Annotated in this window: 17 protein-coding genes; 3 read left to right on the top strand and 14 right to left on the bottom strand. The window is 35.9% G+C overall.

The window, feature by feature from the left end:
- Positions 1-412 precede the first annotated feature (412 nt).
- Positions 413-2,107: an IS1634 family transposase gene (locus RGT18_RS11395; RefSeq protein WP_338176264.1), complete on the top strand. Its 1,695-nt coding sequence runs from the start codon at positions 413-415 to the stop codon at positions 2,105-2,107.
- Positions 2,108-2,450: 343 nt separating this feature from the next.
- On the opposite strand, the gene RGT18_RS11400 is transcribed toward RGT18_RS11395, so the two are convergent.
- From RGT18_RS11400 to RGT18_RS11425, 6 genes are all read right to left on the bottom strand, one after another.
- Positions 2,451-3,788 (bottom strand): adenylyltransferase/cytidyltransferase family protein, encoded by a 1,338-nt coding sequence (locus RGT18_RS11400; RefSeq protein WP_028078794.1) that lies wholly within the window; start codon positions 3,786-3,788, stop codon positions 2,451-2,453.
- 18 nt (positions 3,789-3,806) lie between these two features.
- Positions 3,807-4,880, bottom strand: coding sequence for a pyridoxal-phosphate-dependent aminotransferase family protein (locus RGT18_RS11405; RefSeq protein ID WP_028078793.1), 1,074 nt, complete (start codon positions 4,878-4,880; stop codon positions 3,807-3,809).
- Positions 4,881-5,044: 164 nt separating this feature from the next.
- Positions 5,045-5,404: a lipocalin family protein gene (locus RGT18_RS11410; RefSeq protein ID WP_028078792.1), complete on the bottom strand. Its 360-nt coding sequence runs from the start codon at positions 5,402-5,404 to the stop codon at positions 5,045-5,047.
- 38 nt (positions 5,405-5,442) lie between these two features.
- Positions 5,443-5,832 (bottom strand): GtrA family protein, encoded by a 390-nt coding sequence (locus RGT18_RS11415; protein WP_037404383.1) that lies wholly within the window; start codon positions 5,830-5,832, stop codon positions 5,443-5,445.
- Complete coding sequence (locus RGT18_RS11420; RefSeq protein ID WP_037404381.1) at positions 5,816-7,459, bottom strand: glycosyltransferase family protein; 1,644 nt, start codon at positions 7,457-7,459, stop codon at positions 5,816-5,818. Before RGT18_RS11420 ends, RGT18_RS11415 begins: the two co-directional genes overlap by 17 nt.
- A gap of 1 nt (position 7,460) precedes the next feature.
- Positions 7,461-8,417 (bottom strand): glycosyltransferase family 2 protein, encoded by a 957-nt coding sequence (locus RGT18_RS11425; protein WP_028078789.1) that lies wholly within the window; start codon positions 8,415-8,417, stop codon positions 7,461-7,463.
- A gap of 257 nt (positions 8,418-8,674) precedes the next feature.
- Between RGT18_RS11425 and RGT18_RS11430 the strand changes: the two genes are divergently transcribed.
- A complete protein-coding gene (locus tag RGT18_RS11430; RefSeq protein ID WP_338176270.1) occupies positions 8,675-10,369 on the top strand; it encodes an IS1634 family transposase in 1,695 nt (564 codons plus the stop codon).
- A 180-nt stretch (positions 10,370-10,549) separates the two neighbouring features.
- Here the strand turns inward: RGT18_RS11430 and RGT18_RS11435 are convergent, their stop codons facing one another.
- From RGT18_RS11435 to RGT18_RS11470, 8 genes are all read right to left on the bottom strand, one after another.
- A complete protein-coding gene (locus RGT18_RS11435) occupies positions 10,550-12,364 on the bottom strand; it encodes an ABC transporter ATP-binding protein (RefSeq protein WP_028078160.1) in 1,815 nt (604 codons plus the stop codon).
- Positions 12,365-12,375: 11 nt separating this feature from the next.
- Complete coding sequence (locus tag RGT18_RS11440; RefSeq protein WP_037403902.1) at positions 12,376-14,184, bottom strand: ABC transporter ATP-binding protein; 1,809 nt, start codon at positions 14,182-14,184, stop codon at positions 12,376-12,378.
- A 78-nt stretch (positions 14,185-14,262) separates the two neighbouring features.
- Positions 14,263-16,923 (bottom strand): peptide-methionine (S)-S-oxide reductase MsrA, encoded by a 2,661-nt coding sequence (msrA, locus tag RGT18_RS11445; protein ID WP_156022818.1) that lies wholly within the window; start codon positions 16,921-16,923, stop codon positions 14,263-14,265.
- Between the two features lie 88 nt (positions 16,924-17,011).
- Positions 17,012-18,088, bottom strand: coding sequence for a metal ABC transporter permease (locus tag RGT18_RS11450; protein WP_028078163.1), 1,077 nt, complete (start codon positions 18,086-18,088; stop codon positions 17,012-17,014).
- Positions 18,070-18,972 carry a metal ABC transporter permease gene (locus tag RGT18_RS11455; RefSeq protein WP_006525866.1) on the bottom strand — a complete coding sequence of 301 codons (903 nt, stop codon included), beginning with the start codon at positions 18,970-18,972 and terminating at the stop codon, positions 18,070-18,072. Before RGT18_RS11455 ends, RGT18_RS11450 begins: the two co-directional genes overlap by 19 nt.
- Entirely contained in the window at positions 18,938-19,672 is a 735-nt protein-coding gene (locus RGT18_RS11460; RefSeq protein WP_028078164.1) for a metal ABC transporter ATP-binding protein, read from the bottom strand. The genes RGT18_RS11455 and RGT18_RS11460 overlap by 35 nt, the downstream gene beginning before the upstream one ends.
- Before the next feature lie 12 nt (positions 19,673-19,684).
- A complete protein-coding gene (locus RGT18_RS11465; RefSeq protein ID WP_028078165.1) occupies positions 19,685-20,617 on the bottom strand; it encodes a metal ABC transporter solute-binding protein, Zn/Mn family in 933 nt (310 codons plus the stop codon).
- Between the two features lie 138 nt (positions 20,618-20,755).
- Entirely contained in the window at positions 20,756-23,032 is a 2,277-nt protein-coding gene (locus tag RGT18_RS11470; RefSeq protein ID WP_028078166.1) for a Tex family protein, read from the bottom strand.
- Positions 23,033-23,251: 219 nt separating this feature from the next.
- On the opposite strand from RGT18_RS11470, the gene RGT18_RS11475 reads away from it, so the two are divergent.
- The gene (locus tag RGT18_RS11475) at positions 23,252-24,175 is read left to right on the top strand and encodes an SPFH domain-containing protein (protein WP_006525862.1); all 924 of its coding nucleotides are present in this window, start codon (positions 23,252-23,254) and stop codon (positions 24,173-24,175) included.
- Position 24,176 lies beyond the last annotated feature (1 nt).

Raw genomic sequence — 24,176 nt, forward strand, 5'->3', positions numbered from 1 at the left:
AAGATGTAAAATAATTTATTCTTCTTTAGATTCGGCATTAAAACTTGTGCTTTATAATCTCTATATACTATGCAAAAAAAATAGAGCATGAGAAAACCATCTGCAGGTTGAACCTGCCCCGATGCTCTGACATAAAACGGACGTAATAATATAAATAAAAGTAATAGGATATTTATCATAGTTCTCTCATTCTATCTAGTAAATTTTAGACTATTCCTAATAAATGAGCAACCGTAAATCTTCCTAACCCCGTGTTTAGAAGTTAGCACCATTAATCTTTAGGAGCACATTTTTAATAAAGTAATTCAAGTCCAGTATTGATGGGCTTTTCTTATTGTTCAAAAACTTGACAAATTCATTTTTATCTATTCCTTTTAATGGTGTAATGGTGTATTATATAGGAGGGTGTTTTATGGCTTATTTCCTTAAGGTTGCTAAACAACAAAACAATACGTATCTCGCTGTTTATGAATCTTTTTATTCTCCTGCTACCAAAGGTACCAAACATCGTTGTATCAGGTCTCTTGGTTCTGTTTCTAAACTGAAAGCTGCCGGTATTGATGATCCTGTTGCTTTCTACAAAGATGAAGTAGAAAAAATGAATCTGTATAACAAGCAAGATAAGATCAAGAAAATTACTTCCGTTTCTCCAAGAAGATATCTTGGCTATTTCCCTTTGAAATCCATTCTTGAAGATCTTGATATCAAGAAGTTTATTGATCTGTATAAATTCACTACCGATTTTGAATTTGAACTTTATGAAGTTCTTTCTCTTCTTGTATATGCTCGTTGTGTTTCTCCCTGCAGTAAATACAAAACATATTATGAAATCCTTCCTCAGCTTCATATTCCTTATGCATTCAACTACGATCAACTATTGAGTGCCCTGGCATTTTATGGAAATGACTATGAGAAAATTGTTGAACTGTTCACTTCGAGAGTCCAAGACAAATATTCCATAGATACTGCTATCACCTATTTTGACTGTACAAACTTCTATTTTGAAATTGACAGAGAAGATGACTTCAGAAGAAAGGGTCCAAGCAAAGAAAACAGGAAAGCTCCTGTCATTGGGCTGGGCTTACTGCTGGATGCGAATCAAATTCCTGTTGGTATGAAGCTGTATCCTGGAAATGAATCAGAAAAGCCTGTATTGAAAGATGTACTGAAAGACTTGAAGGAAAGACATGAAGTACACGGAAAAACGATACGGGTAGCTGACAAGGGACTGAACTGTTCAGAGAATATACTTTCAGCTTTGGCAAACGGCGATGGATATCTCTTTTCCAAATCAGTCAAGCAGCTGCCTGAAACAGAAAAGGTATGGGTTCTACTACCTAATGACTACAAAGCAATCAAGGACAGAAATGGCAAGATCATTTATTACTGTAAAGAATGTATCGATAAATTTCCATACACATATACAGATGAAAGCGGAAAAAAGAAAAAAGTAAACATCAAAGAAAAAAGAGTCGTCACATACAATCCGACACTGGCAAGAAAACACAAATATGAAATAAACAAGCTTGTAGAAAAAGCCAAAGGTCTGTCCGTATCACTTGTAAAGAAAAATGAATATGGGGAAAGCGCAAAATATGTCACTTTCAGATCTACTTCAAACGGAGAAGAAGCAGAAGATAAAGTAAAGGCCATCATCAATCAGGAAACGATAGATAATGACTTGAAACTGGCCGGTTACAATATGCTTGTCACATCTGAAACAAAGGTGGATGCCAGACAGATATATGAAACATACCACAACCTGTGGAGGATAGAAGAATCATTCAGAATCATGAAATCAGACCTAGATGCAAGACCTGTTTATTTACAGCTTGAGAATACGATCAAGGGACATTTCTTAATATGTTATCTTACTGTACTGCTGCAGAGAATATTTCAATTTAAAGTCTTGGAAAACAAATATTCCTCTTCAGAGCTGAATGAATTCTACAAAGCATTCCAGTTCGTTGAAGGAGAAGACAGTTATACAAACATATCCATAGGAACCAACTTCATTACCGAATTATCAGACATGACAGGATTACCTTTAGACAATTATTTTTTATCTCCAACAAAACTAAAAAAGGTGTTGAACTATAGATTCTAATCTGTAGTTTTACACCATTTTTTAATGTTTAACTCTAAAGTCAGGTATCATAGTTCTCTCATTCTATCTAGTAAATTTTAGACTATTCCTAATAAATGAGCAACCGTAAATCTTCCTAACCTAATCATCCTCGCGAGTAAAGATTTATAGATTTCTCAAGTTATACACTGTCATACGCGTATAACCAAAAGCCAACAAGTTACATAATAGAAAAAGCCTCAAAAATGTCCCTTACGTTATACAGAAACATCAAAAGGCTTTTGCGTGCATATCGCTAATGGAATACAACCCTCTTAGAATAACGTTCTTGTTTTTCTAATAAAACTTATTATGGTAGTACTGTTTATCCATTTGTTTCTTTTAAAAGAATTGTTTGTTTCTTATCATAAAACTTTTCAGTAATATCTGTAATGGCTTCTGATACTTTACTTTCAATATATGATCCATTTCTTTGTTTGACGATTGATCGAACAAACGAAACAAGCTCATATCGAATTCCTTCACCATCTAATTGATAGAAGTATCTCTTATTATTCTCGGCATTTTCGTATCGTATCTCAAAATAATCCGTCTTCCACCAAGGTGCTGGAACATATGCATATCCCTTTGTTCCAGAAATAATCAGTTCACCTTCAGATTTTACACGCGCACCCACCTTAACGGATGCGACCGCACCACTATATTGAAGATTAATTTTTGTAAATGCATCAAATAGATTATCTTGTGGGAACCAAGAATAAATTTGGCAATCGTTATACTCAGTCCCCAGGATTTGAAAAATAGAAAGTAATGCTGTAGGTGCCCACATATTAAAGTTACTCCAGCCAGCCTCAATATACTGTGGATCGTTAATATCCTTTAAACTTGTACATGTAGCATCCACTGATACCACATCGCCAATCTTTCCACTTTTTACCAAAAGTAGTAATCGATTATATGCTGGTGCATATGCTGTTTTGATAGCATCCATCAAAATGAGATTCTTTTCTTTGGCAATTTCTAGTAGCTGTGTATATTCCGACTTTTTTAACGTAACCGGAGATTCACACAAAACATGTTTTCCATGCATAAGTGCAGTATGAATTTGTTCATAATGGTGTTGTGGTTTTGATACGATGTAGATTGCATCACTTTGATCTAATAATTCTTCATATGTATTTACATATTCAAGAACATTATTAGAAGTGCCATTTTTTCCATAAACACCTGAAACCTCGATACCATTAACAAATTTGCTCTCATTGAAATATTTTGTTAAAACTGTCGGGTTTCCACCTACAAATCCTAATCTTATTTTTCTATCCCCAGTTCGAATATCTGTACTAGAGATTCCCTGTGTACGTTCTAGATATACAACTTTGCAGTACTCATTTAAATAGTCAAATTTACCACGCCAATCAGAACCTACAGTAAAAATATCTACATCATAACGGCGAATATCATCAATTTTCTGTCCTTCGTACTCTTCGATGATAATTTCATCCGCAATATTAAGCGCCTTTACTGCTTCCACACGTTCAATTAATGATTGTTGAACATTGATTTTACCACGAGCCATGTCAAAATCATCACCCGTTACACCAACGATTAGATAATCACCAAGTTCCTTGGCACGCTGTAATAAGCGTATATGTCCACGATGTAAACAGTCATACGTTCCATATGTAATTACTTTTATCATGAATTTATCCTTTCAGAATTATAAGATTCCTTTTTGATGTAGTTCTTTGAAGGCTGAGATAAGTTGATCATAATCCGCAATAGTAAGATTCCCTAAATGACCGACACGGAATACGCTATCTGCCATATCGCCACCATTTGGACATACCCAAATATGATATTCATCTTTTAAGATACGAAATATTTCCTTTGCATTATTTTTAATTGGATGAAGTGGTGTAACACCATTTGGTAAAGATTCCGAAATAATTTCAAGTGGAAGACCCTTGATACTATTCCTAAAATAATCAGCAAGTTTCTTTACACGTTCAACTTCACTACTAACTCCACCAGCATTTTTGATTTCATGCAAACGTGTATTAATCTGTAAGAGAATACCTACCGCTGGTGTAAACGGAGTTTGACCTCTTTCAGCATTCTTCAAAGCATCAGCCAAGTTCAAATACATCGTACAAACTTTGCTATTTTCAACTCTTTCAATTGCTTTTGGAGATAAAATAATAACAGAAATCCCTGGAGGACAAGCAAGTGCTTTTTGCGAACCTGTAATCATAATATCTGCACCACAGCTTTGCATATCAAACTTATCTGCCAAAAATGCAGATACGCAATCACAAACATATAACATGTGATTCTTTTTGCAGAAATCACCTAACATTTCAGAGTCATATAAAACTCCTGTTGATGTCTCATCAATATTAACTAACAAACCTGTATATCCACGGGAATCATATTTTTCTAACATTTTTGCTGTTAACTTCTGCCCATGTCTTAGAGTTAAAGCGGTATATGGAATACGATGAATCTCACAAATTTTTGCAAAACGATCACCAAACGTTCCACCCACAATAACAAGTACCTTATCATTCTCATCGAAGCAGTTCATTACAACCGCTTCCATTGACCCGGTACTTGAGCAAGTCATAAACACACATTTACTATCCTTTGTTGCATTTGCAAATTCCATCATTAAACTAGCGTTATCCTTCATAACTTCAGAAAACTCTGCTGTTCTAAAATACGGAACTTGCTGTGCTCCCTGTCTACATACTTCATCACTCGACTGAACTGGTCCAACTGTAAAATTAATCATCTAGTATCCTCCGTAAGATTACTTCTTACTTATGTTCACTATCAGCAAACACATTACTATTATTGAACACCATATTTGAAAGTGCAATTATCGATAACTCTTATTTTCAATTGATGCAGTGCTAAATAATTTTTTATTTCGAATAAATCCTTAGATACTTTCCGTTATTTCTGTCTCTGCAAATAAATCTTTTCAGTCGCTGATACATTGAGTGTTAACTTATCACCATCAAGTTCATAACTGATTGTTTGATTTCCACCGGTAATCTTTCCGTCTTTCCAAGTAAAAGGTAATCTATCATTTAACATCATGAATGTGCCTGTGCCATCTTCATTGAAGATGATAAACCCTGTCACATCGCAGTTTTTAATCTCATCTTCTAAGATTGCAGTATTGTCCTTCTCTATTCTTGTTAAGATATATTTACCAACAATATCCGTATTCTTTGTATCTCGATTACATCCAGTAAGTATTCCAATCAACAGAATTACTGCCAAAAATTTTTTTATTATTTTATTTTCCATAAACACCGTTAGTCCATATAAGTAAGAACCCAAATTTTCTATTTAAAAATTACAACTTTACTCGCCACGTAGTTAAATATTACAACAAAAATATTAGAGATAAACTTTATAATCATTGCAGGAAATAAAAGCATATCCACAAATAAAAACATTACAGCTAAATAAATTATTCCAGAAATAAATCTAGCTCCAAAAAATGTTGCTATTTCACGCACAAGCACTTTTTTACCAAAGGAACGGCTCTCAAAAACCCACAACTTATTTGTTATATATGCAAATAACACTGAAATAATCCAAGAAAAAATCGTAGATAATACATTTGGAAAATCCAGAGAGATATAAAACATCCAATACGTCACAATATTGATTACTGTTGTACATATACCAAAAAATAAATACATTAAAATTGATTTATATTTTTCTAACATATTCTTCATAATCCTGTTTTCCACTCCAATTAATGTCACCAGTATTTTTAAGTTTAAAACTATTCTGCTGTAGGCTAGTCATTTTGGCAATAGATTGATTGATAAAATCAATTAAATCGAACAATCCTAACGATCCAACCATGATAAATACTGGAATATAGGTGTACAAATATCTTGCCCGTGCCTCAAACAACATTTCAAACAAAAATAGACCGAGAAGAGACAAATACATAACACTATGATCATCCTCATCATTTTTCTTTAATGATATAGCTTTAATCACCATCAATAATAAGCAAGCTGTCCAGATGGTTTGTTGAGTAGTTTTTATAATATGATAGTGATTTCCTACTTCCATTTCATAATCTCCATTGTATACAAAGCTTCTCAAAAATAGTGATAACTTATTATCAGTTGGAAATACTTCTCGATAGAAGCCCCCTTCAAATCCCCATGCAAAAGTTCCATCATTAAAAATACTAAGAGCTTTCTTTTGCATAATTTTAGCTACTCTCTTTGGCCCATATTGTTGTAATCGATCACTCAATCGAATAAGAATTGCATCCTTTTTCTCTTTTACACCATAATAAGATAATTTGTATTTCACATCATAAACATTATATCCACCATTTGCTTCTTCATTAAACCCCATCATTAGAAAGTGATATATTGGTGTTTCTAAATTAGGGTCAATTTTATATCCCATTCTTTCTGGAAGATGTTTATATGTAAAAGAAGAAACGAGAGATACAACTATCACAAGTGGTATGACTCCAAAATTACTCTTCAGTTTTTTCAACTTCTCTGGTCTCAATATAAACTTAATCAACTCAATTATTACAATGGCAATAAACACTATAAAAATCTGTGGTTTAATACGATAACCCCAGTAACTTAATAAAACAATCAATGTCCACACTATATATTTATTAAATCTATATCTATTTAAATAAATCCATAAAATCAGCGTAGGGAAAATCAAACCCATTGAATCTGAATAAGCTATACCTGTCCAACCAGAGAATACAATTAATACAACATAAATTCCAAATCCGAACCACGCAATCGCAAATGATTTTTTTAAATCATAAATGATATGGAATAGTAAATATGCTGTAATCGTACAGAGAATGCTTTGCACAATTGTTAGACCAAATACAGCATATCTATAATCTAATATGCCTATAAATTTTTCTAATTTCATGACTGTCGCAAATATATAGGTCACCAGTATATTATTCGGATACAAAGAATAGTAATACTGATTTAATTGATCTATCTTGAAGTCTCTCAAAAGATACGAATCCGTCAAGATAATATTTGAATCCCAACCTGTCAAGAAAAAAGTATTCTTAAGTAATATAATTTGAAAAATAAAAAAGAAAAATAACACTATTAAAAAAATTCTTTTATGGTTGAAGTGTATATCCAATTGTTTTATCAAAAAATAAAATAAAATGACTAATACGATGAATACAACAGCACTGATAAATATTCCTTTAGAAGATAAATCTGTTGTTACTTTACAGTAATACTCAAAATGACTGTAAAAGGTATTATTAATGATGACAAACAAGAATACAATCAGAAAAAATATTGAAATTATTTTTTGAAATGTCTTTTCCATACTATATTTCATTCTCCCATGTTCGTTCACTAATAATATACCGTGGCCGTTTTTTCACTTCCAAATATACTTTGCCTACATATTCACCAATCACCCCAAGGGAAATCAACTGCACGCCTCCCAAGAAGCACATGATTGCCAGTGTACTTGACCACCCAGCAATAGTTGTACCTAGAAAACGCGATACAATAGCCCATACTACACCAATAAAACTAATAAGCGATACGATTAATCCAAAATATGTAATTAATCGAATTGGCTTAGTACTTAAACTAGTGATACCATCAAAAGCTAGAGCAATCATCTTTGATAATGGATAATGTGATTCTCCCGCAATACGTATATGCCTTTCATAAAGAACTGAAGTACTCTTAAACCCAACCAACGGAAACATTCCACGTAAGAATAGATTTACTTCTTTAAAATTTGCGAATTCATTTAAAACTCGTGAGGATACCAATCTATAATCCGCATGATTATAAATCACTTCAGCACCCATGTAATTTAAAACCTTATAAAATGACTGAGCTGTGAATCTTTTAAAAAATGTATCTGTTTCTCTTGAACTTCTAACACCATATACAATTTCACAGCCATCATGATATGCATCTACCATCTTTTCCATGGCTGTAATATCATCCTGGCCATCACAGTCAATCGAGATCGTTATATCCGCACAATCTTTTGCTTCCATTAATCCCGCTAATACAGTATTCTGATGTCCCCTATTTCTACTTTGTGAAATTCCAATAAAATGCTGATCACTCTTCGATAAATCGTTAATAATCTGCCAAGTATTATCTTTACTCCCATCATTTACAAATAAGATGCGGCTATCATCACTAATCTTATTCTTTTCAATTAGTTTTATTAATTCTTCTAAAAATAATTTAGAAGTAATTGGTAATACTTCCTGCTCATTATAGCAAGGAATAATGATATACAATTTTTCTTTCATAATATCCCTCAAACTGCCTCTAGATTTTTATAGCACACAATAATAATATCTATTCATTTAGTACATTTTATCGGTTTTTCATACTTTTGAAAACCCGTCTTTAGAAGTTAGCACCATTAATCTTTAGGAGCACATTTTTAATAAAGTAATTCAAGTCCAGTATTGATGGGCTTTTCTTATTGTTCAAAAACTTGACAAATTCATTTTTATCTATTCCTTTTAATGGTGTAATGGTGTATTATATAGGAGGGTGTTTTATGGCTTATTTCCTTAAGGTTGCTAAACAACAAAACAATACGTATCTCGCTGTTTATGAATCTTTTTATTCTCCTGCTACCAAAGGTACCAAACATCGTTGTATCAGGTCTCTTGGTTCTGTTTCTAAACTGAAAGCTGCCGGTATTGATGATCCTGTTGCTTTCTACAAAGATGAAGTAGAAAAAATGAATCTGTATAACAAGCAAGATAAGATCAAGAAAATTACTTCCGTTTCTCCAAGAAGATATCTTGGCTATTTCCCTTTGAAATCCATTCTTGAAGATCTTGATATCAAGAAGTTTATTGATCTGTATAAATTCACTACCGATTTTGAATTTGAACTTTATGAAGTTCTTTCTCTTCTTGTATATGCTCGTTGTGTTTCTCCCTGCAGTAAATACAAAACATATTATGAAATCCTTCCTCAGCTTCATATTCCTTATGCATTCAACTACGATCAACTATTGAGTGCCCTGGCATTTTATGGAAATGACTATGAGAAAATTGTTGAACTGTTCACTTCGAGAGTCAAAGACAAATATTCCATAGATACTGCTATCACCTATTTTGACTGTACAAACTTCTATTTTGAAATTGACAGAGAAGATGACTTCAGAAGAAAGGGTCCAAGCAAAGAAAACAGGAAAGCTCCTGTCATTGGGCTGGGCTTACTGCTGGATGCGAATCAAATTCCTGTTGGTATGAAGCTGTATCCTGGAAATGAATCAGAAAAGCCTGTATTGAAAGATGTACTGAAAGACTTGAAGGAAAGACATGAAGTACACGGAAAAACGATACGGGTAGCGGACAAGGGACTGAACTGTTCAGAGAATATACTTTCAGCTTTGGCAAACGGCGATGGATATCTCTTTTCCAAATCAGTCAAGCAGCTGCCTGAAACAGAAAAGGTATGGGTTCTACTACCTAATGACTACAAAGCAATCAAGGACAGAAATGGCAAGATCATTTATTACTGTAAAGAATGTATCGATGAATTTCCATACACATATACAGATGAAAGCGGAAAAAAGAAAAAAGTAAACATCAAAGAAAAAAGAGTCGTCACATACAATCCGACACTGGCAAGAAAACACAAATATGAAATAAACAAGCTTGTAGAAAAAGCCAAAGGTCTGTCCGTATCACTTGTAAAGAAAAATGAATATGGGGAAAGCGCAAAATATGTCACTTTCAGATCTACTTCAAACGGAGAAGAAACAGAAGATAAAGTAAAGGCCATCATCAATCAGGAAACGATAGATAATGACTTGAAACTGGCCGGTTACAATATGCTTGTCACATCTGAAACAAAGGTGGATGCCAGACAGATATATGAAACATACCACAACCTGTGGAGGATAGAAGAATCATTCAGAATCATGAAATCAGACCTAGATGCAAGACCTGTTTATTTACAGCTTGAGAATACGATCAAGGGACATTTCTTAATATGTTATCTTACTGTACTGCTGCAGAGAATATTTCAATTCAAAGTCTTGGAAAACAAATATTCTTCTTCAGAACTGAATGAATTCTACAAAGGATTCCAGTTCGTTGAAGGAGAAGACAGTTATACAAACATATCCATAGGAACCAACTTCATTACCGAATTATCAGACATGACAGGATTACCTTTAGACAATTATTTTTTATCTCCAACAAAACTAAAAAAGGTGTTGAACTATAGATTCTAATCTGTAGTTTTACACCATTTTTTAATGTTTAACTCTAAAGTCAGGATTCATTTAGTACATTTTATCGGTTTTTCATACTTTTGAAAAGTGATAATTCCCTTATCATACATAGTAATACCATCATATATAGCTATTTTTAACCATACAAAAATGAAGGCAGAATATCCTCCTTCATTTTATTTATGAAACAGTATCTAATACCATCTCTTCATATTGACGTGTATAGAGTTCATAATAGTAACCTCTTTGTTTCATGAGTTCTGAATGTGTACCACGTTCAATAATCTTACCATCACGAACAACCAAGATAACATCCGCATTTACAATCGTAGATAATCGGTGTGCAATCACAAAGGATGTTCTTCCCTTGATAACTGTATCAATCGCATCTTGAATTGCTTTTTCTGTAAGAGTGTCAATCGATGCTGTCGCTTCATCCAATACTAAGATGCGTGGATCTGCTAAGATTGCACGAGCGAAGGATAAGAGCTGTTTTTCACCAGTGGATAACATTCCTCCACCTTCACCAACATCACTGTCTAAGCCCTTCTCCATCTTCTCAATCACAAACTTTGCAGAAACAAGATCCAATGCACGCATGATTTCTTCATCCGTCGCATCCGGCTTACCATAGCGCAGATTATCTCTGACTGTTCCAGAGAATAAGTGTGGTGTTTGTAAAACGTAGCCGATGTTGGAATGTAGCCAAAGCTGTGAACGCTCTCTAGCATCTCTTCCATCAATGAGAACTTGGCCCCTTGTTGGTTCAAAGAAACGACAAACTAGATTTACAAGTGTCGATTTACCAGCCCCTGTTTCACCAACAATTGCGACATTTGTTCCATGCGGTACATCAAGATTAAAGTTTTCTAAGACCATCTCATCTCCATCTGGATACTTGAAGTCCACATTCTTGAACGCTACATCACCAATAAGTGGTTCCCAATTTTCCTTCTTGGGATTGAAGGTATCTCCATACTTTGCGATAACTTCTGGTGAGTCCGCAACATCTGACTCTGTGTTTACTAATCGATCAAAGCGTTCAATATTTACTTGAATCGACACAAGTGAAGATATCGTAGTAATCACACTATGCAGTGGATCCATAATACCAAGTGCATAACTCATAAATACAGATAATGTACCAATTAACATCATGTTATTAACTGTCAGTTTACCACCCTGCCACATTACAATCGCAAGAGCGATAGAGCTCATCATCGTAACTGTGGAATAGAAGAATGCCTGATAGCGTGCAGCTTGCACAGACACATGACGCATCTGTTCTGTATCGTTTCTAAATCCATCTCCAATGATACTTTCAATCACCATTGTCTTGATTGATCTAGCACCTGTAATACCTTCATTAAAGTCGCTTGTAATTTGAGAATTTAATTCACGAATGTGACGATTGAGTTTTACGAGTCGTTTCTGGAAGAAGGCGATAATAAATACTGCAAATGGGACTAGCACAAACACCATGCATGCAAGTCTCCAACTAATTCTCACCATATTAATCATAACGAATAGAATATACGATCCATTCCAAACAACATCCATCATACGCCATGACATCAGTTCACCAATCTTACCACTATCACTCATTACTCTTGCATGAATGTAACCAACATTGTTTTGGTTAAAGTACGCAAATGATAGTTCCTGTAAATGATTAAATGAAGTATTTCTAAGATCACGATTTAAATCTAACTCTGTTTTTGATACCCAGAAGACACTAATAAAGTTCAGTATAACTTGAACAATCAATATTCCAATGTAAAGTAAAATAAATTGCCCAAGTGTATCTAGAGTATTCTCTCCAACATAGTGATTTAATGCATACTGGTTGAATAGTGGATAACATGAATCTACTAAACTCGAAAATAATCCCATCAAAATCATCGCAATGATTCTGTACTTATACTTTTTCGCAAATGGTAGAATCTTCGGAATGCCAAAGTATGGAAGTGATATATTTTTATTTTCTTCTTGCATACGATACCTCCCTACTCACCCTGTTGTGATTGCATCTCAAAGATACGCCGATAAATTCCCTGTTTCTTTAACAGTTGTTCATGTGTACCTTCTTCTACAACCCTACCTTTATCTAAAACAATAATATGATCAGCTGCCATTAAAGTTGTAATACGATGTGAAATCAAGATAACAGTTGATTCAGAAATATTATCTTCGAGACCTGCTCTAATCTTCGCATCCGTTTCGGCATCGACTGCAGAAAGAGAGTCATCAAAGATCATGATTGGTGGTTTCCGTATCAACATCTGTGCAATTGCAGCACGCTGCTTCTGACCACCAGAAAGTGTAACACCACGTTCGCCAACGTATGTGTTATATCCCTCTTTAAAATGTGTGATAGCTTCATCCAAAGATGCAATCTTTGCAGCTGTACGAATTTCCTTCATATCTGCGGACTGTTTGGCAATCTTGATATTCTCCGATAAAGAGCGAGAGAAGAGATATGGCTCCTGTAATACCATACCGATATTCTGACGGATCCACTCAGCTTTCATATCTCTGATATCAACACCACCGATTGTAATTTGACCATGATCATCAGGTAACCTATATAGACGGTCTAACAGATACATCAGTGTAGATTTACCTGAACCTGTTCCACCTAAAATACCAAATGTCGTTCCTGCTTTAATTTTGAAAGAAACATTTTCCAATACTTCAGACGATCCATTTTCATACTGATAGGATACATTTTTAAATTCGATATCCTGTAGTAAATCAGGGGTAACCGCATTTGGCTTATCCTCTTCCATTTCAGAATTCATAATGTAACGTAAACGGTCGATAGAAATACCAGCCTTTGACATATTCGCAATTGTTCTTCCCAAAGAACGTACAGGCCATAACAATAATGAATTATATGCAATAAAGGCAATATAGTTACCTGCAGACATCCCATTATTTACCGTGATGATAGCACCATATGAAATAACCACTAGCATCTGTAAATTAGAAATCATGTCAGATGACATCCAGAACGCAGATAACAGTCTCATCAAATGTGTCCACATATTTGTGTAGTGTTCATTTTGTTTTTCAAAACGTTCGCGTTCATACGCTTCACGACCAAATGCACGAACAACACGTACACCTGTTAAGTTTTCCTGGGCAATCGACGACAGCTTACCCTCTTCTTCATCCGCAACTTCAAATGCATTTCCGATCTTTGCGTGGAAGAACAAGCTATATCCGACAATAATTGGAATAAAAGCGGATGTGGCTAGTGCTAACTTTACATTGATTGAAAACATAAAGAATAGCACCAACACAATCAAGATAATGATACGCACAAGGTAGATTAACTGTTCAGATAAGAAACCTTTAATTGTATCTACATCTGATGTACATCTTTGAATAATATCACCAGTGTGATTTTCACTATGCCACTTAAATGGTAAATGCATGATATGTGTAAATAAGTCATCACGCATTGTCTTTACTAATTTCTCAGATCCCATCGCTGTAAATGACTGAAAGAAGTAACGACAAGATACCGCAAGTAACGCAACAATCACTACAACGATTGCGATTACCCAAAGGTTATGCCGTAAAAACGTTATCCCACCTATCGCATCAAGACAGTTCTGAATTAGTTCTGGTAATACAACTTCTTTATGATCGATTACTGAGTCTACAGTAAACGCAATAATTCTTGGATTAATTAATTCTAATAACGAAACAAGACAGGCAAAGAGGATAGACACACCAAAATATACTTTGGATCCCCTTAAAAAATGCCATATCATGCTTAATTTCGTCGGGAATTTATCCTTCGACATATTCTTTCCCCCTCCTTCTGATAAACTTATATTTTACCAAACATAATTTCAAATTGAAAGAAGGCTCGAGCATCCTTTTTAGGAAACTAGAATAGAACCACCAATAAATTCACGAATAATTGAATTATTCGCAATGATACCGTCATCATCAATTGACTTAAAGCAAGAAAGGAATTGTAACATCCTCTGTGCTTCTGCATATTCAGCCTGGTCAGGCTGTACTTTTTCTAATAGTGGTGTTGCATATTTCTTTAATACTGCTAGTTCATATACACACTGGCTATTAAAGAATACGTCAGCTTCCTTATTGAATGGGAAGATATACTTTTCTTCCCCATGACGTACTGATGGCCATGATGAAATGGTAACCGCACCATCGCGTCCGCGTGTACGATTATCTCGAACCATTCTTCTTAACATGCGTGCATCTGTCGTTGGGATACGATGATGCGCATCAAGATTAATCTGTGTTAAAGGACTGATATAGATTTTAAACTTCTCACTATCATCAATCCCTTCTGTAAGTTGTGGATTAAGACCATGAATGCCTTCAATCACAATTGGTTGTGAAGCATCAATGGAAATAATTCTCTTCCCGAATATCTTCTTACCAGTAATAAAATCAAATTCTGGTAAATCCACTTTCTCACCATGCAGTAATGCATTCATCTGTGTTTCAAACAGATGAAGATCAACTGCTTCAAGCGCCTCAAAATCATATTTCCCATTTTCATCTAGAATCATTTCATCACGATTGACAAAGTAATCATCTGTTCCAAGATACAACGGATTTAAACCTATCACTTTCAGCTGGATACATAGACGCTTAGCAAATGTTGTCTTTCCAGATGAAGATGGTCCTGCGATTAAAATAATTCTCTTCTTTGCGCTTTGAATTTGTTCCGCAATCATCGCAATCTTCTTTTCATGTAACGCTTCACTTAACATGATTAAATCCTTGGGTTCCTTCTTTTCAATCATGCGATTCAAATCAGATGCAAAGCTAACCTTTAATAGCTTCTCCCATTGTGTTTCCTCAGAGAAAGCATCGTACAGTGATTTCTGTTCCTCATATGGAGGAATCTGATCTGGGTAGTTTGGGTGTGGGAAACGTAATAATAATCCATTGCGATAACGACGTACCTCAAAAAATGGGATATCGCTTGTAAATGGTAATGCATGTACAAAAGACATCATCTTCTCATCCGCAAGTGTAATAATATAGACATTCTTTAAATCACTTGCGGTATTTAATAGGTCTACGCTCTTCTTATCCTTAGCATCCTGTAGAAGTTGGATGGCTCTATCACGGTCTACATACTCTTCTGTAATCTCTAGCTTATCCTCTACAAGTTCATGCATACGTGCTTCGATTTCTTTTGCAAGAGCATCTGTCACATTCCCAGCATGAATCACAGTGAATAATCCCTTGGATAATGAGTTAGCAATCGTAACTGTTACATTCTTACCCATTACATCATGAATTGCCTTCAAATATAGAAGTGTTAATGTAGATTGATAACAGGTATTTCCATACGATGCACAAATATCCTGTAGTTCAATCACGTCTTGATTGTGAACACACTCGCTAAAGTGTACGTGCTTATGATTGATGAGTGCAGCATAAATACGGTGTTCTGTATTTACTTCTTGAATAAGCTGGGCGATCGTCGTATTTTTCTTTACTTCTAATCTCAGCTCTTTTTCAGATGGAAGAATAACTGTAATTTGACATGGCTGTTGATTTAACTTCTTTACCTCTTCCATCTCAAAAGCAGTGATATGGCAATACCCATTTGGATGCTTGTCAAGATAATCCTGATGATATTCTTCAGCAGTATAAAAGTTTTTAAGTGGCTCTAATTCCACAAAGAAATGATCATACTTCATTCTTTCACTAGCATAAATTGGCTTGATATCATCAAGATCCTTCTCATCTACATAGTAAATACCTGTTTGGTATTGTGTACCAAAGTCATTCCCTTGACGATTACGTTGACGTGGATCAATACATAAGAAGAATGCACGGATAATGGTAGATAAAGAAACTACATCCGGTTGATAAACAACCTTTACCGCTTCCTTATATCCCGTTTCATTACGGCATACCTCTTCATAGGTTGGATTCTCTGTGATGCCATTTGCATATCCGGTGGTTGTTTCAACAACACCATCTAACGCTTTAAATACCTTTTCAACACCCCAGAAACATCCACCAGCAAGCACAATTGTCTTCTCATTTTGATTAAATGAATCTTGAACTAATTGTTTTGGCTTATATTCATAAACGTACTCATCCTCATCTTGTCCAAGTCTTTCATACCCATTATGTTCTAATACACGGATAGAATAGAGATTATCCACATGACAATTTGCATGTATGCATGTAATTCCATAATCATCAATCAGTTTCTTCGTTAGAAGATACACACTATTCTTAGCATATGTTTGGTGACGATACTTCTCGACAATCATATAACCGATAGAAAGTTCAGTTTCATGAATATCGTAAATCTCAATAATACCCTTTAATTGTTCATCCTCTTTACCAAAGATACCTAGAATCACTTCATCCTTATCATGGTAAGACTTTTCATAATTCTCTATTGTTTTCTCTGCTTGACGTTTTGTTAGTCTTACTTCATATACTTCCGAAAGATATTTTGCATCTTCCTGTACAAAACGACGTAATACTATAAACCCATCTTCATACTGTGGAAATTGTTCAAATATTTTCACTTCAAACACCTCAATTCTTTATGCTTATTATACCGCCTAACAAGCAAAACAAAAATGGATATAACATTTTCTGTCATATCCATAAATTCTATTGAAATAATTGTTTTGTGACGTATGTGATTCCTTTTTCTGTCAAGGAATATAACTGCTTTGAATCATCACGCACAACGTACGCACGCTTGATTAATCTTTCGATACGATCATCCGTGATTTTATTTGACCAGTTAAGATGTTGATGAATTGTTTGATAACCTAGTTCAATCGCATTACCCTTGTGACGATAGAGATGAACTAGTAGTAAATCTTCACAGAACTTTTCATGATTCACAAAAGACTTTGCCCATTGTCTTAACATGCCATTTCGATGGAAGATAATACCCAATACTACTATAATCATTCCTGCCAAACTACACATACCAGAGACGGATACATTCCACAAAATTGCGAAATGGTATCCTAGCCATGAATTGATAATCGCAAAGAGTATCGATACAAGTATTGTGATCTTTAGGTCTTTTGTAATCATACATGCGGCTGCCGCAGGTGCCACAAAATATGAAATCACTAAAATACCACCAACACTATTAAACGCCACAACGCAGGTAACGGATACCAAAACCATTAACACACGATATAAATACGTGACTGGTATTCCGATTAATTGTGCATACTCTGGGTCAAAGATTGATATCTTCAACTTTTGATAATTCACTAGTAAGAATATCCCATTCATTGCTGTAATCACTAACATCTCAAATAGCGACTTTGGTATTCCAAATTGTCGAATAAATGGTGTAAAGAGCGGATTACCCATTAATACAATCTCTACATCTAGATGGGTATTCCGGAAGAACTTCGTGATTAGTAGTACAGCTAACGCAAAGAATACAGGAAAGACAATCGCTAATGCATCATCACGTTCTACCAAACGATGACGAGATAATTCTTCCACGAGCCATATCGTAAATACACCAAAGATGGATGCACTAATCACTAACCATATGGAACGTAAATCTGGCACAAAGAAGAATGCGACTACAATACCTAACAATACGGAATGTGATAGTGCATCTGCCGTCATTGCTAATTTTCGAAGGATAAGAACGGGTCCCAGAATTGCACATCCAATGGCTGTTACCATCAGTGTTAACAATACTTCTGACATGATTTCGTATCCTTTCTACGTTTTCTTTGTGCAATCAAACCATACTTACCAAATATCATAGACAATATTGTAAATGTACCCATACAGAGTATCACCATTGGGCCTGTCGCAATTCCACTATATGCGGTTGAAAGAAAGGTTCCTATGAATGCGGAGACTCCAGCTACGCCAGCTGCGATACATAATACCTGCTTGAGATTTCTAGAATGTTGGTTTGCACAGATACACGGCATTGTTAAAAATGAAGAAATCAAAATTGCACCAATGCACTTTAATCCAACAACGATAAACATCACCATCATCAGTAACAAGACACCACTGACGATAGGCATCGAAATCCCAATCGAACTTGCAAATTGTGGGTCAAAGATACTAGCCACTAATTCTTTATAGAATAAAACCAATAATACTGTTGCGATGATTGCACATATCGCAATCATGATAATATCTTCCTTCATGATAAATGCTGCAGAACCAAAGATATAGTTCTTCAATCCTGCTTGCGATGCACGCATGTATGAAGAATTTCCTTGTAAGTAACTCTTTAATACCATTCCAAGTCCAAAGAAACCTGTAAGGGTAATCGCTAATGCCGCATCGAAATCAATCACACTGTGTTTACGAATCATCTGAATTGTAAGATATGCAAGAATACCAACCACCGCAGCACCTAGTGTTAGTATCACAGAACTACGTATCGAAAATAACATAAACGCAATGACTACCCCAGGATAGGATGCATGCCCTACTGCATCTGCCATTAAACTTTGTCCCTTATAAACGCTAAAGCATCCTACAATCGCACTTGGAATCGCTAGTAATACTGTACCAATCGCCACAACCAAGAAATCATAAGAGAATAGTATCTGTGTTATATTTTCCATTTTGATACGTCTTTCTAATGTTTTCTTCTGTCAATACATCATCTATTTTGCCATTTGCTATAACATATTTATTGATAAATACGACATGATCAAAGTATTCCTTTAGTGTATGTAGGTCATGGTGTACACAAACAATTGTCTTACCAGCTTTTTGTAGTTCCTTGATTTTATCCATGATGATTTGTTCACTGGTTTGATCAACCCCTGCAAGCGGTTCATCCATCACAATCAAATCAGCATCATGACAAAGTGCTCTAGCGATAAAGACACGTTGTTTCTGTCCGCCGGATAGTTGTGATATCTGACGATTCTCAAACTCTTCGATTCCCATTTCACAAAGGGCTTGGTGTGCCAGTTCCTTATCTTTTTTACGCGGCCATTTCAGCCATCCAAGACTAGCGTAGCGTCCCATTAGAACTACATCTTTTACACGGATAGGGAAATTCCAATTGACGGCAGATACCTGTGGGATATACGCAATCTGTTTCCGCACATCCGCAAGACTTTTACCATCGATTGTAATCACACCTGAAATAGACTTTATAAAACCGAGAATGCATTTCAATAACGTCGATTTCCCTGCACCATTTGGGCCTACGATTGCTGTGATTGCATTTCTTTCGATATCAACATCCACATCCCATAGTACAGGACTTTCTCCATATGAAACCGTTAAATCTTCGACATGTATATAGCTCATATAGATCCTCCTTTACTTGAGGTTTGATACGATAAGATCAACATTGAAACGATACATATCAATATACGTATCTCCAGGCTGTCCCTTAGGTGCTAAAGAGTCACTGAACAATTCCTTCCCCTCACCACCTACTACCTTCACATCAAATCCCTTTGCCTTACACGATTCCTTTAACTTCTCCATGCGTGCAGGGTCAGTTGTTGTTTCCGCAAAGATAGCCTTTACCTGATGTTCAACGATATACGCCGCAGTTTCTGCCATATCACTATTGGATAATTCCGCATCTGTACTAACACCCTGTGGTGCTTTTACGGTAATACCATAACGGCGTGAGAAATAGTTAAACGCATCATGTGGTGTAATTAGAATTCTACGATCTGCTGGAATCTGATTGAGTTGTTCACGATTATACGCATCTAATTCATCCAACTTCTTAAGATATGCCTGCAGGTTCTCTTCAATTTCATCTTTTAAATCTGGCAGTTTATCCTCAAGTGCTTTTGCGGCCTCTTGTGTTGCTTGTTTGTATAAGTCGATATCAAACCAGAAGTGAGGATCAATAATCGTTTCTCCATTTTCTTCCATTCGACCAACTTTTGATTCGTCAAAGTTCTGTGATACGGACACCGCACCAATGGCTTCAAGCAGTTCAACCATCTTTCCTTCAAAATGTAATCCATGGTATAACACCAAATCCGCATTTTGTAATTTTGTATTATCTTCAGGCTTAGCCTCGTAGGTATGTGGATCTTCTCCTGCCGGGATAATGAGTTGTGTATTAACCTTGTCTCCCACTAGCACATTTACCATGTCTTCCAAGAATGAAGTTGTCACCACAACATTTAGTTTATCTGATTCCTTTGTAGAACCCGTTGTCATACTTGGTTTATTTCCTGCACACGCAGTCATCATAGCAACCACTATGATTAACAATAATTTTTTCATCATAATTCCTCCATGAGTTAGTTATTGCTAACTACAGTTAAAGGATACTTTGTTTTTAAGTTAGTGTCAACTAACTTGTTTATATTCTTTTATGAATTAAGAAAAAGATGGATACTAATTACATCCACCTTTTATTACTTATTTACCAAATCTTTCCTTAAGACGTGCTAAAGCGTCGTCCATGGAGATTTCTTTCTTCACTGGCTTGTTTTGTTTTGGTCTTTGGTTGTTATGTTTTCCACCAGTTGCTTTACGATGACGATATGCCGCATCACGCTGTTCTAATTGATCTAGCGGTAGTAAGGATAGCTGCACACGATTTCTCGCTTCATCAATTTGATATACCCAAACCTTAACAATATCATTCACCGCTACACACTCAGATGGATGAGAGATTCTCTTCATCGACATATGAGATAAGTGAACTAAGCCGTCTTCATGTAATCCAATATCCACGAAGGCACCAAAGTCTACTACATTTCGAACTGTACCGGATAATTGGTCCCCTACATGTAAGTCTGAAATATTGAGAACATCACTCTTTAGAAGTGCACCATCAAATTGGTCACGATAGTCACGTAGTGGTTGACGAATTGCTTCCTCGATATCCTTGAGTGTATATTCATCAATACCAAGTTCTGCTGTCTTTTCCTTAGGGAAAGAGATATCCGCTTCGCCAAGTTTTGTAATACCACATGCCTGCATAAGCTTACGAGCAGCTTCATAACTTTCTGGGTGGATTGATGTTTGATCGAGTGGTTCATCACCATCTGTAATACGCAAGAAACCTGCACACTGTGTAAATGCCTTTGGACCTAACTTCTTAACCTTGAGTAATTGTTTGCGGTTAGTAAAGCGTCCATTTTCATTACGATAGTTTACAATTTCTTGTGCTGTACCACTATTTAAACCAGAGATATGTGTGAGTAACTCTAAGGAAGCTGTATTCAAATCTGCACCGGTACGGTTTACTGACTTCATTACAACTTCATCCAGTCTTTCTGTTAGTGCCTTCTGTGGAAGGTCATGTTGGTATTGACCAACACCGATAGATTGTGGATCAATCTTAATCAACTCCGCAAGTGGATCAAGTAAACGTCTTCCAATCGATACTGCGGAACGCTCTTCAACTTCAATATCTGGGAATTCCTTACGTGCAGCTTCTTGTGCTGACCATACAGAAGCACCTGCTTCAGATACGATTGCATAGGAAACATCTAACTTCTGTTCATGAATGAGTTCTGCAACTAACTTCTCACTTTCACGAGATGCAGTACCATTACCAATAGCGATAATCTGCACATGATACTTTTGAATGAGTGCTAGTAACTTCTTCTTAGAAGTTTCAATATCTTCACCCTTCTTTGAGAATGGAAAAATCTTACTAACAGTTAGCATCTTACCAGTTTCATCAATTACCGCTAACTTACAACCATTGAAGAAGCCAGGGTCAAATCCTAAGACAACTCTTCCCTTTAATGGTGCCTGTAATAGTAATTTCTCTAAGTTCATGGAGAAAATTTCAATGGACTTATTCTGTGCTCTTTCACTTAATTCAGAGCGAATTTCACGTTCAATGGATGGGAATAACAAACGATCACAACCATCTACAACTGCTTCATTTAGAGTCTCTTCAACAATTGTATTTTGACCCTTCAGAAGTGTCTTTAATGCATTCTTCTTTAACTGTTCATCATCAAAGACAAAGGAAACTGTAATAACCTTTTCTTTCTCTGCACGATCAATCGCCATAATACGGTGGTCAGCGAGCTGAGAAATCTTTTCGCTGCGATCGTAGTACATTTCATAGACTTTATTTTCGTCGACAGCATCCTTCTTTAACTTTGTCTGAAGAATACCTGCCTGCATGATTGTATCCTTAAATGCCCAACGCTGTTTAGCGTTATCACTGACAACTTCAGCGATAATATCCTTCGCACCCTGTATCGCATCCGCAACTGAAGTCACCGTTTCTGATAAGTACTTCTCCGCCTCAGCTTCTAAAGAACCTTCGGTAGGTAGCGCAAGCATCCAATCCGCAAGTGGTTGTAGACCATTCTTGATGGCTGTTGTGGCACGAGTCTTCTTCTTTTGTGCATATGGACGGTAGATATCCTCTACCTGTGATAGTTTTGTACATTCGATAACAGACTGTTTAATTTCCTCTGTTAACTTACCCTGTTCTTCAATTAACTTCAGAACATTCTCTTTTCTTTCAGCTAATTTCTGTTGATATTCGTATTGCTTCTGGATATAGAAAATCTGTTCTTCATCTAAGCCCTTTGTAGCTTCCTTACGGTAGCGGGCAATAAATGGAACTGTATTTCCTTCCGCTAATAAAGATAGCGTATTTTCGACCTGACTGAGTTGAACCTTTAACTCCGTCGCAATCGCCTGAATGATATTTTCGTTCATGATGTGACTCCCTTCATCTCTACTATCTTATCACCGATTCACTTTATTTTAAAACTCTAACAGAGAAACCCTATAATGGCTTTCTTTCATTTTAGATAAAAGGTTTTAGATAAAAGTGAATAAATGTCCTAATAATATATTGACTTGTGGTCAAATTTTGAGTACGATTATGTCATGGATAAAACTATTATCCGTCACCCATAAGGAGGGGATATTAAAATGGAACTCATTATTATTCCAGTTATTTTCTTTATCTTAGCTGTCGCACTTGCAGTATCATGTGCAAACATCGTTCCACAGGAAAACGCATATGTTATCGAACGTTTCGGTAGATATCGTACAACTTGGGATGCAGGTATTCACTTCAAATTCCCATTTGTAGATCATGTTCGTCGTAGAGTCCTTCTAAAGGAACAGGTAGCTGACTTTGCACCACAGCCTGTTATCACAAAGGATAACGTAACAATGCAGATTGACTCCGTTGTGTATTTCAAGGTTATGAATCCACATGATTATGCATACGGTGTAGAAAATCCAATCATGGCGATGGAAAATCTAACTGCTACTACATTACGTAACATTATTGGTGATATGGAGTTAGACCAAACACTAACATCCCGTGAAGCAATCAATTCTCAGATGTTACAAACAATTGACTTAGCAACAGACCCATGGGGAATCAAGGTTACTCGTGTTGAATTAAAGAACATCCAACCACCAACAGCGATTCGTGAATCTATGGAAAAGCAGATGAAGGCTGAACGCGAAAAGCGTGCTGCTATCTTAACTGCTGAGGGTCAAAAACAAGCAATGATCCTTGAGGCAGAAGGTAAGAAAGAATCTGCTGTGTTAAATGCTGAAGCTGAAAAGCAAGCTACAATCTTAGCTGCCGAAGCTGCTCGTGAAAAGGAAATTAAAGAAGCTGAGGGTCAGGCTGAAGCAATCCGTGCTATCCAAGAAGCTACTGCGGATGGTATTCGCGCTATCAAGGAAGCAGGCGCTGATGATACAGTTATTCGCTTAAAGAGTTTAGAAGCTTTCGCTGCTGCTGCAGATGGTAAAGCAACTAAGATTATCATCCCTTCAGAAATTCAAAGTCTTGCAGGTCTAGCAAAAGGAATTACAGAAAGTATTAAAGAGTAAC

It is taken from the genome of Solobacterium moorei (assembly GCF_036323475.1).
GTDB classification, from domain to species: Bacteria; Bacillota_I; Bacilli_A; order Erysipelotrichales; family Erysipelotrichaceae; genus Bulleidia; species Bulleidia moorei.

Excerpts from the sequence above, each read along its gene's own strand:
- RGT18_RS11395 (WP_338176264.1), top strand. The coding sequence starts at position 413 with ATGGCTTATTTCCTTAAGGTTGCTAAACAACAAAACAATACGTATCTC.
- RGT18_RS11400 (WP_028078794.1), bottom strand. The coding sequence starts at position 3,788 with ATGATAAAAGTAATTACATATGGAACGTATGACTGTTTACATCGTGGA.
- RGT18_RS11405 (WP_028078793.1), bottom strand. The coding sequence starts at position 4,880 with ATGATTAATTTTACAGTTGGACCAGTTCAGTCGAGTGATGAAGTATGT.
- RGT18_RS11410 (WP_028078792.1), bottom strand. The coding sequence starts at position 5,404 with ATGGAAAATAAAATAATAAAAAAATTTTTGGCAGTAATTCTGTTGATT.
- RGT18_RS11415 (WP_037404383.1), bottom strand. The coding sequence starts at position 5,832 with ATGTTAGAAAAATATAAATCAATTTTAATGTATTTATTTTTTGGTATA.
- RGT18_RS11420 (WP_037404381.1), bottom strand. The coding sequence starts at position 7,459 with ATGGAAAAGACATTTCAAAAAATAATTTCAATATTTTTTCTGATTGTA.
- RGT18_RS11425 (WP_028078789.1), bottom strand. The coding sequence starts at position 8,417 with ATGAAAGAAAAATTGTATATCATTATTCCTTGCTATAATGAGCAGGAA.
- RGT18_RS11430 (WP_338176270.1), top strand. The coding sequence starts at position 8,675 with ATGGCTTATTTCCTTAAGGTTGCTAAACAACAAAACAATACGTATCTC.
- RGT18_RS11435 (WP_028078160.1), bottom strand. The coding sequence starts at position 12,364 with ATGCAAGAAGAAAATAAAAATATATCACTTCCATACTTTGGCATTCCG.
- RGT18_RS11440 (WP_037403902.1), bottom strand. The coding sequence starts at position 14,184 with ATGTCGAAGGATAAATTCCCGACGAAATTAAGCATGATATGGCATTTT.
- RGT18_RS11450 (WP_028078163.1), bottom strand. The coding sequence starts at position 18,088 with ATGTCAGAAGTATTGTTAACACTGATGGTAACAGCCATTGGATGTGCA.
- RGT18_RS11455 (WP_006525866.1), bottom strand. The coding sequence starts at position 18,972 with ATGGAAAATATAACACAGATACTATTCTCTTATGATTTCTTGGTTGTG.
- RGT18_RS11460 (WP_028078164.1), bottom strand. The coding sequence starts at position 19,672 with ATGAGCTATATACATGTCGAAGATTTAACGGTTTCATATGGAGAAAGT.
- RGT18_RS11465 (WP_028078165.1), bottom strand. The coding sequence starts at position 20,617 with ATGAAAAAATTATTGTTAATCATAGTGGTTGCTATGATGACTGCGTGT.
- RGT18_RS11470 (WP_028078166.1), bottom strand. The coding sequence starts at position 23,032 with ATGAACGAAAATATCATTCAGGCGATTGCGACGGAGTTAAAGGTTCAA.
- RGT18_RS11475 (WP_006525862.1), top strand. The coding sequence starts at position 23,252 with ATGGAACTCATTATTATTCCAGTTATTTTCTTTATCTTAGCTGTCGCA.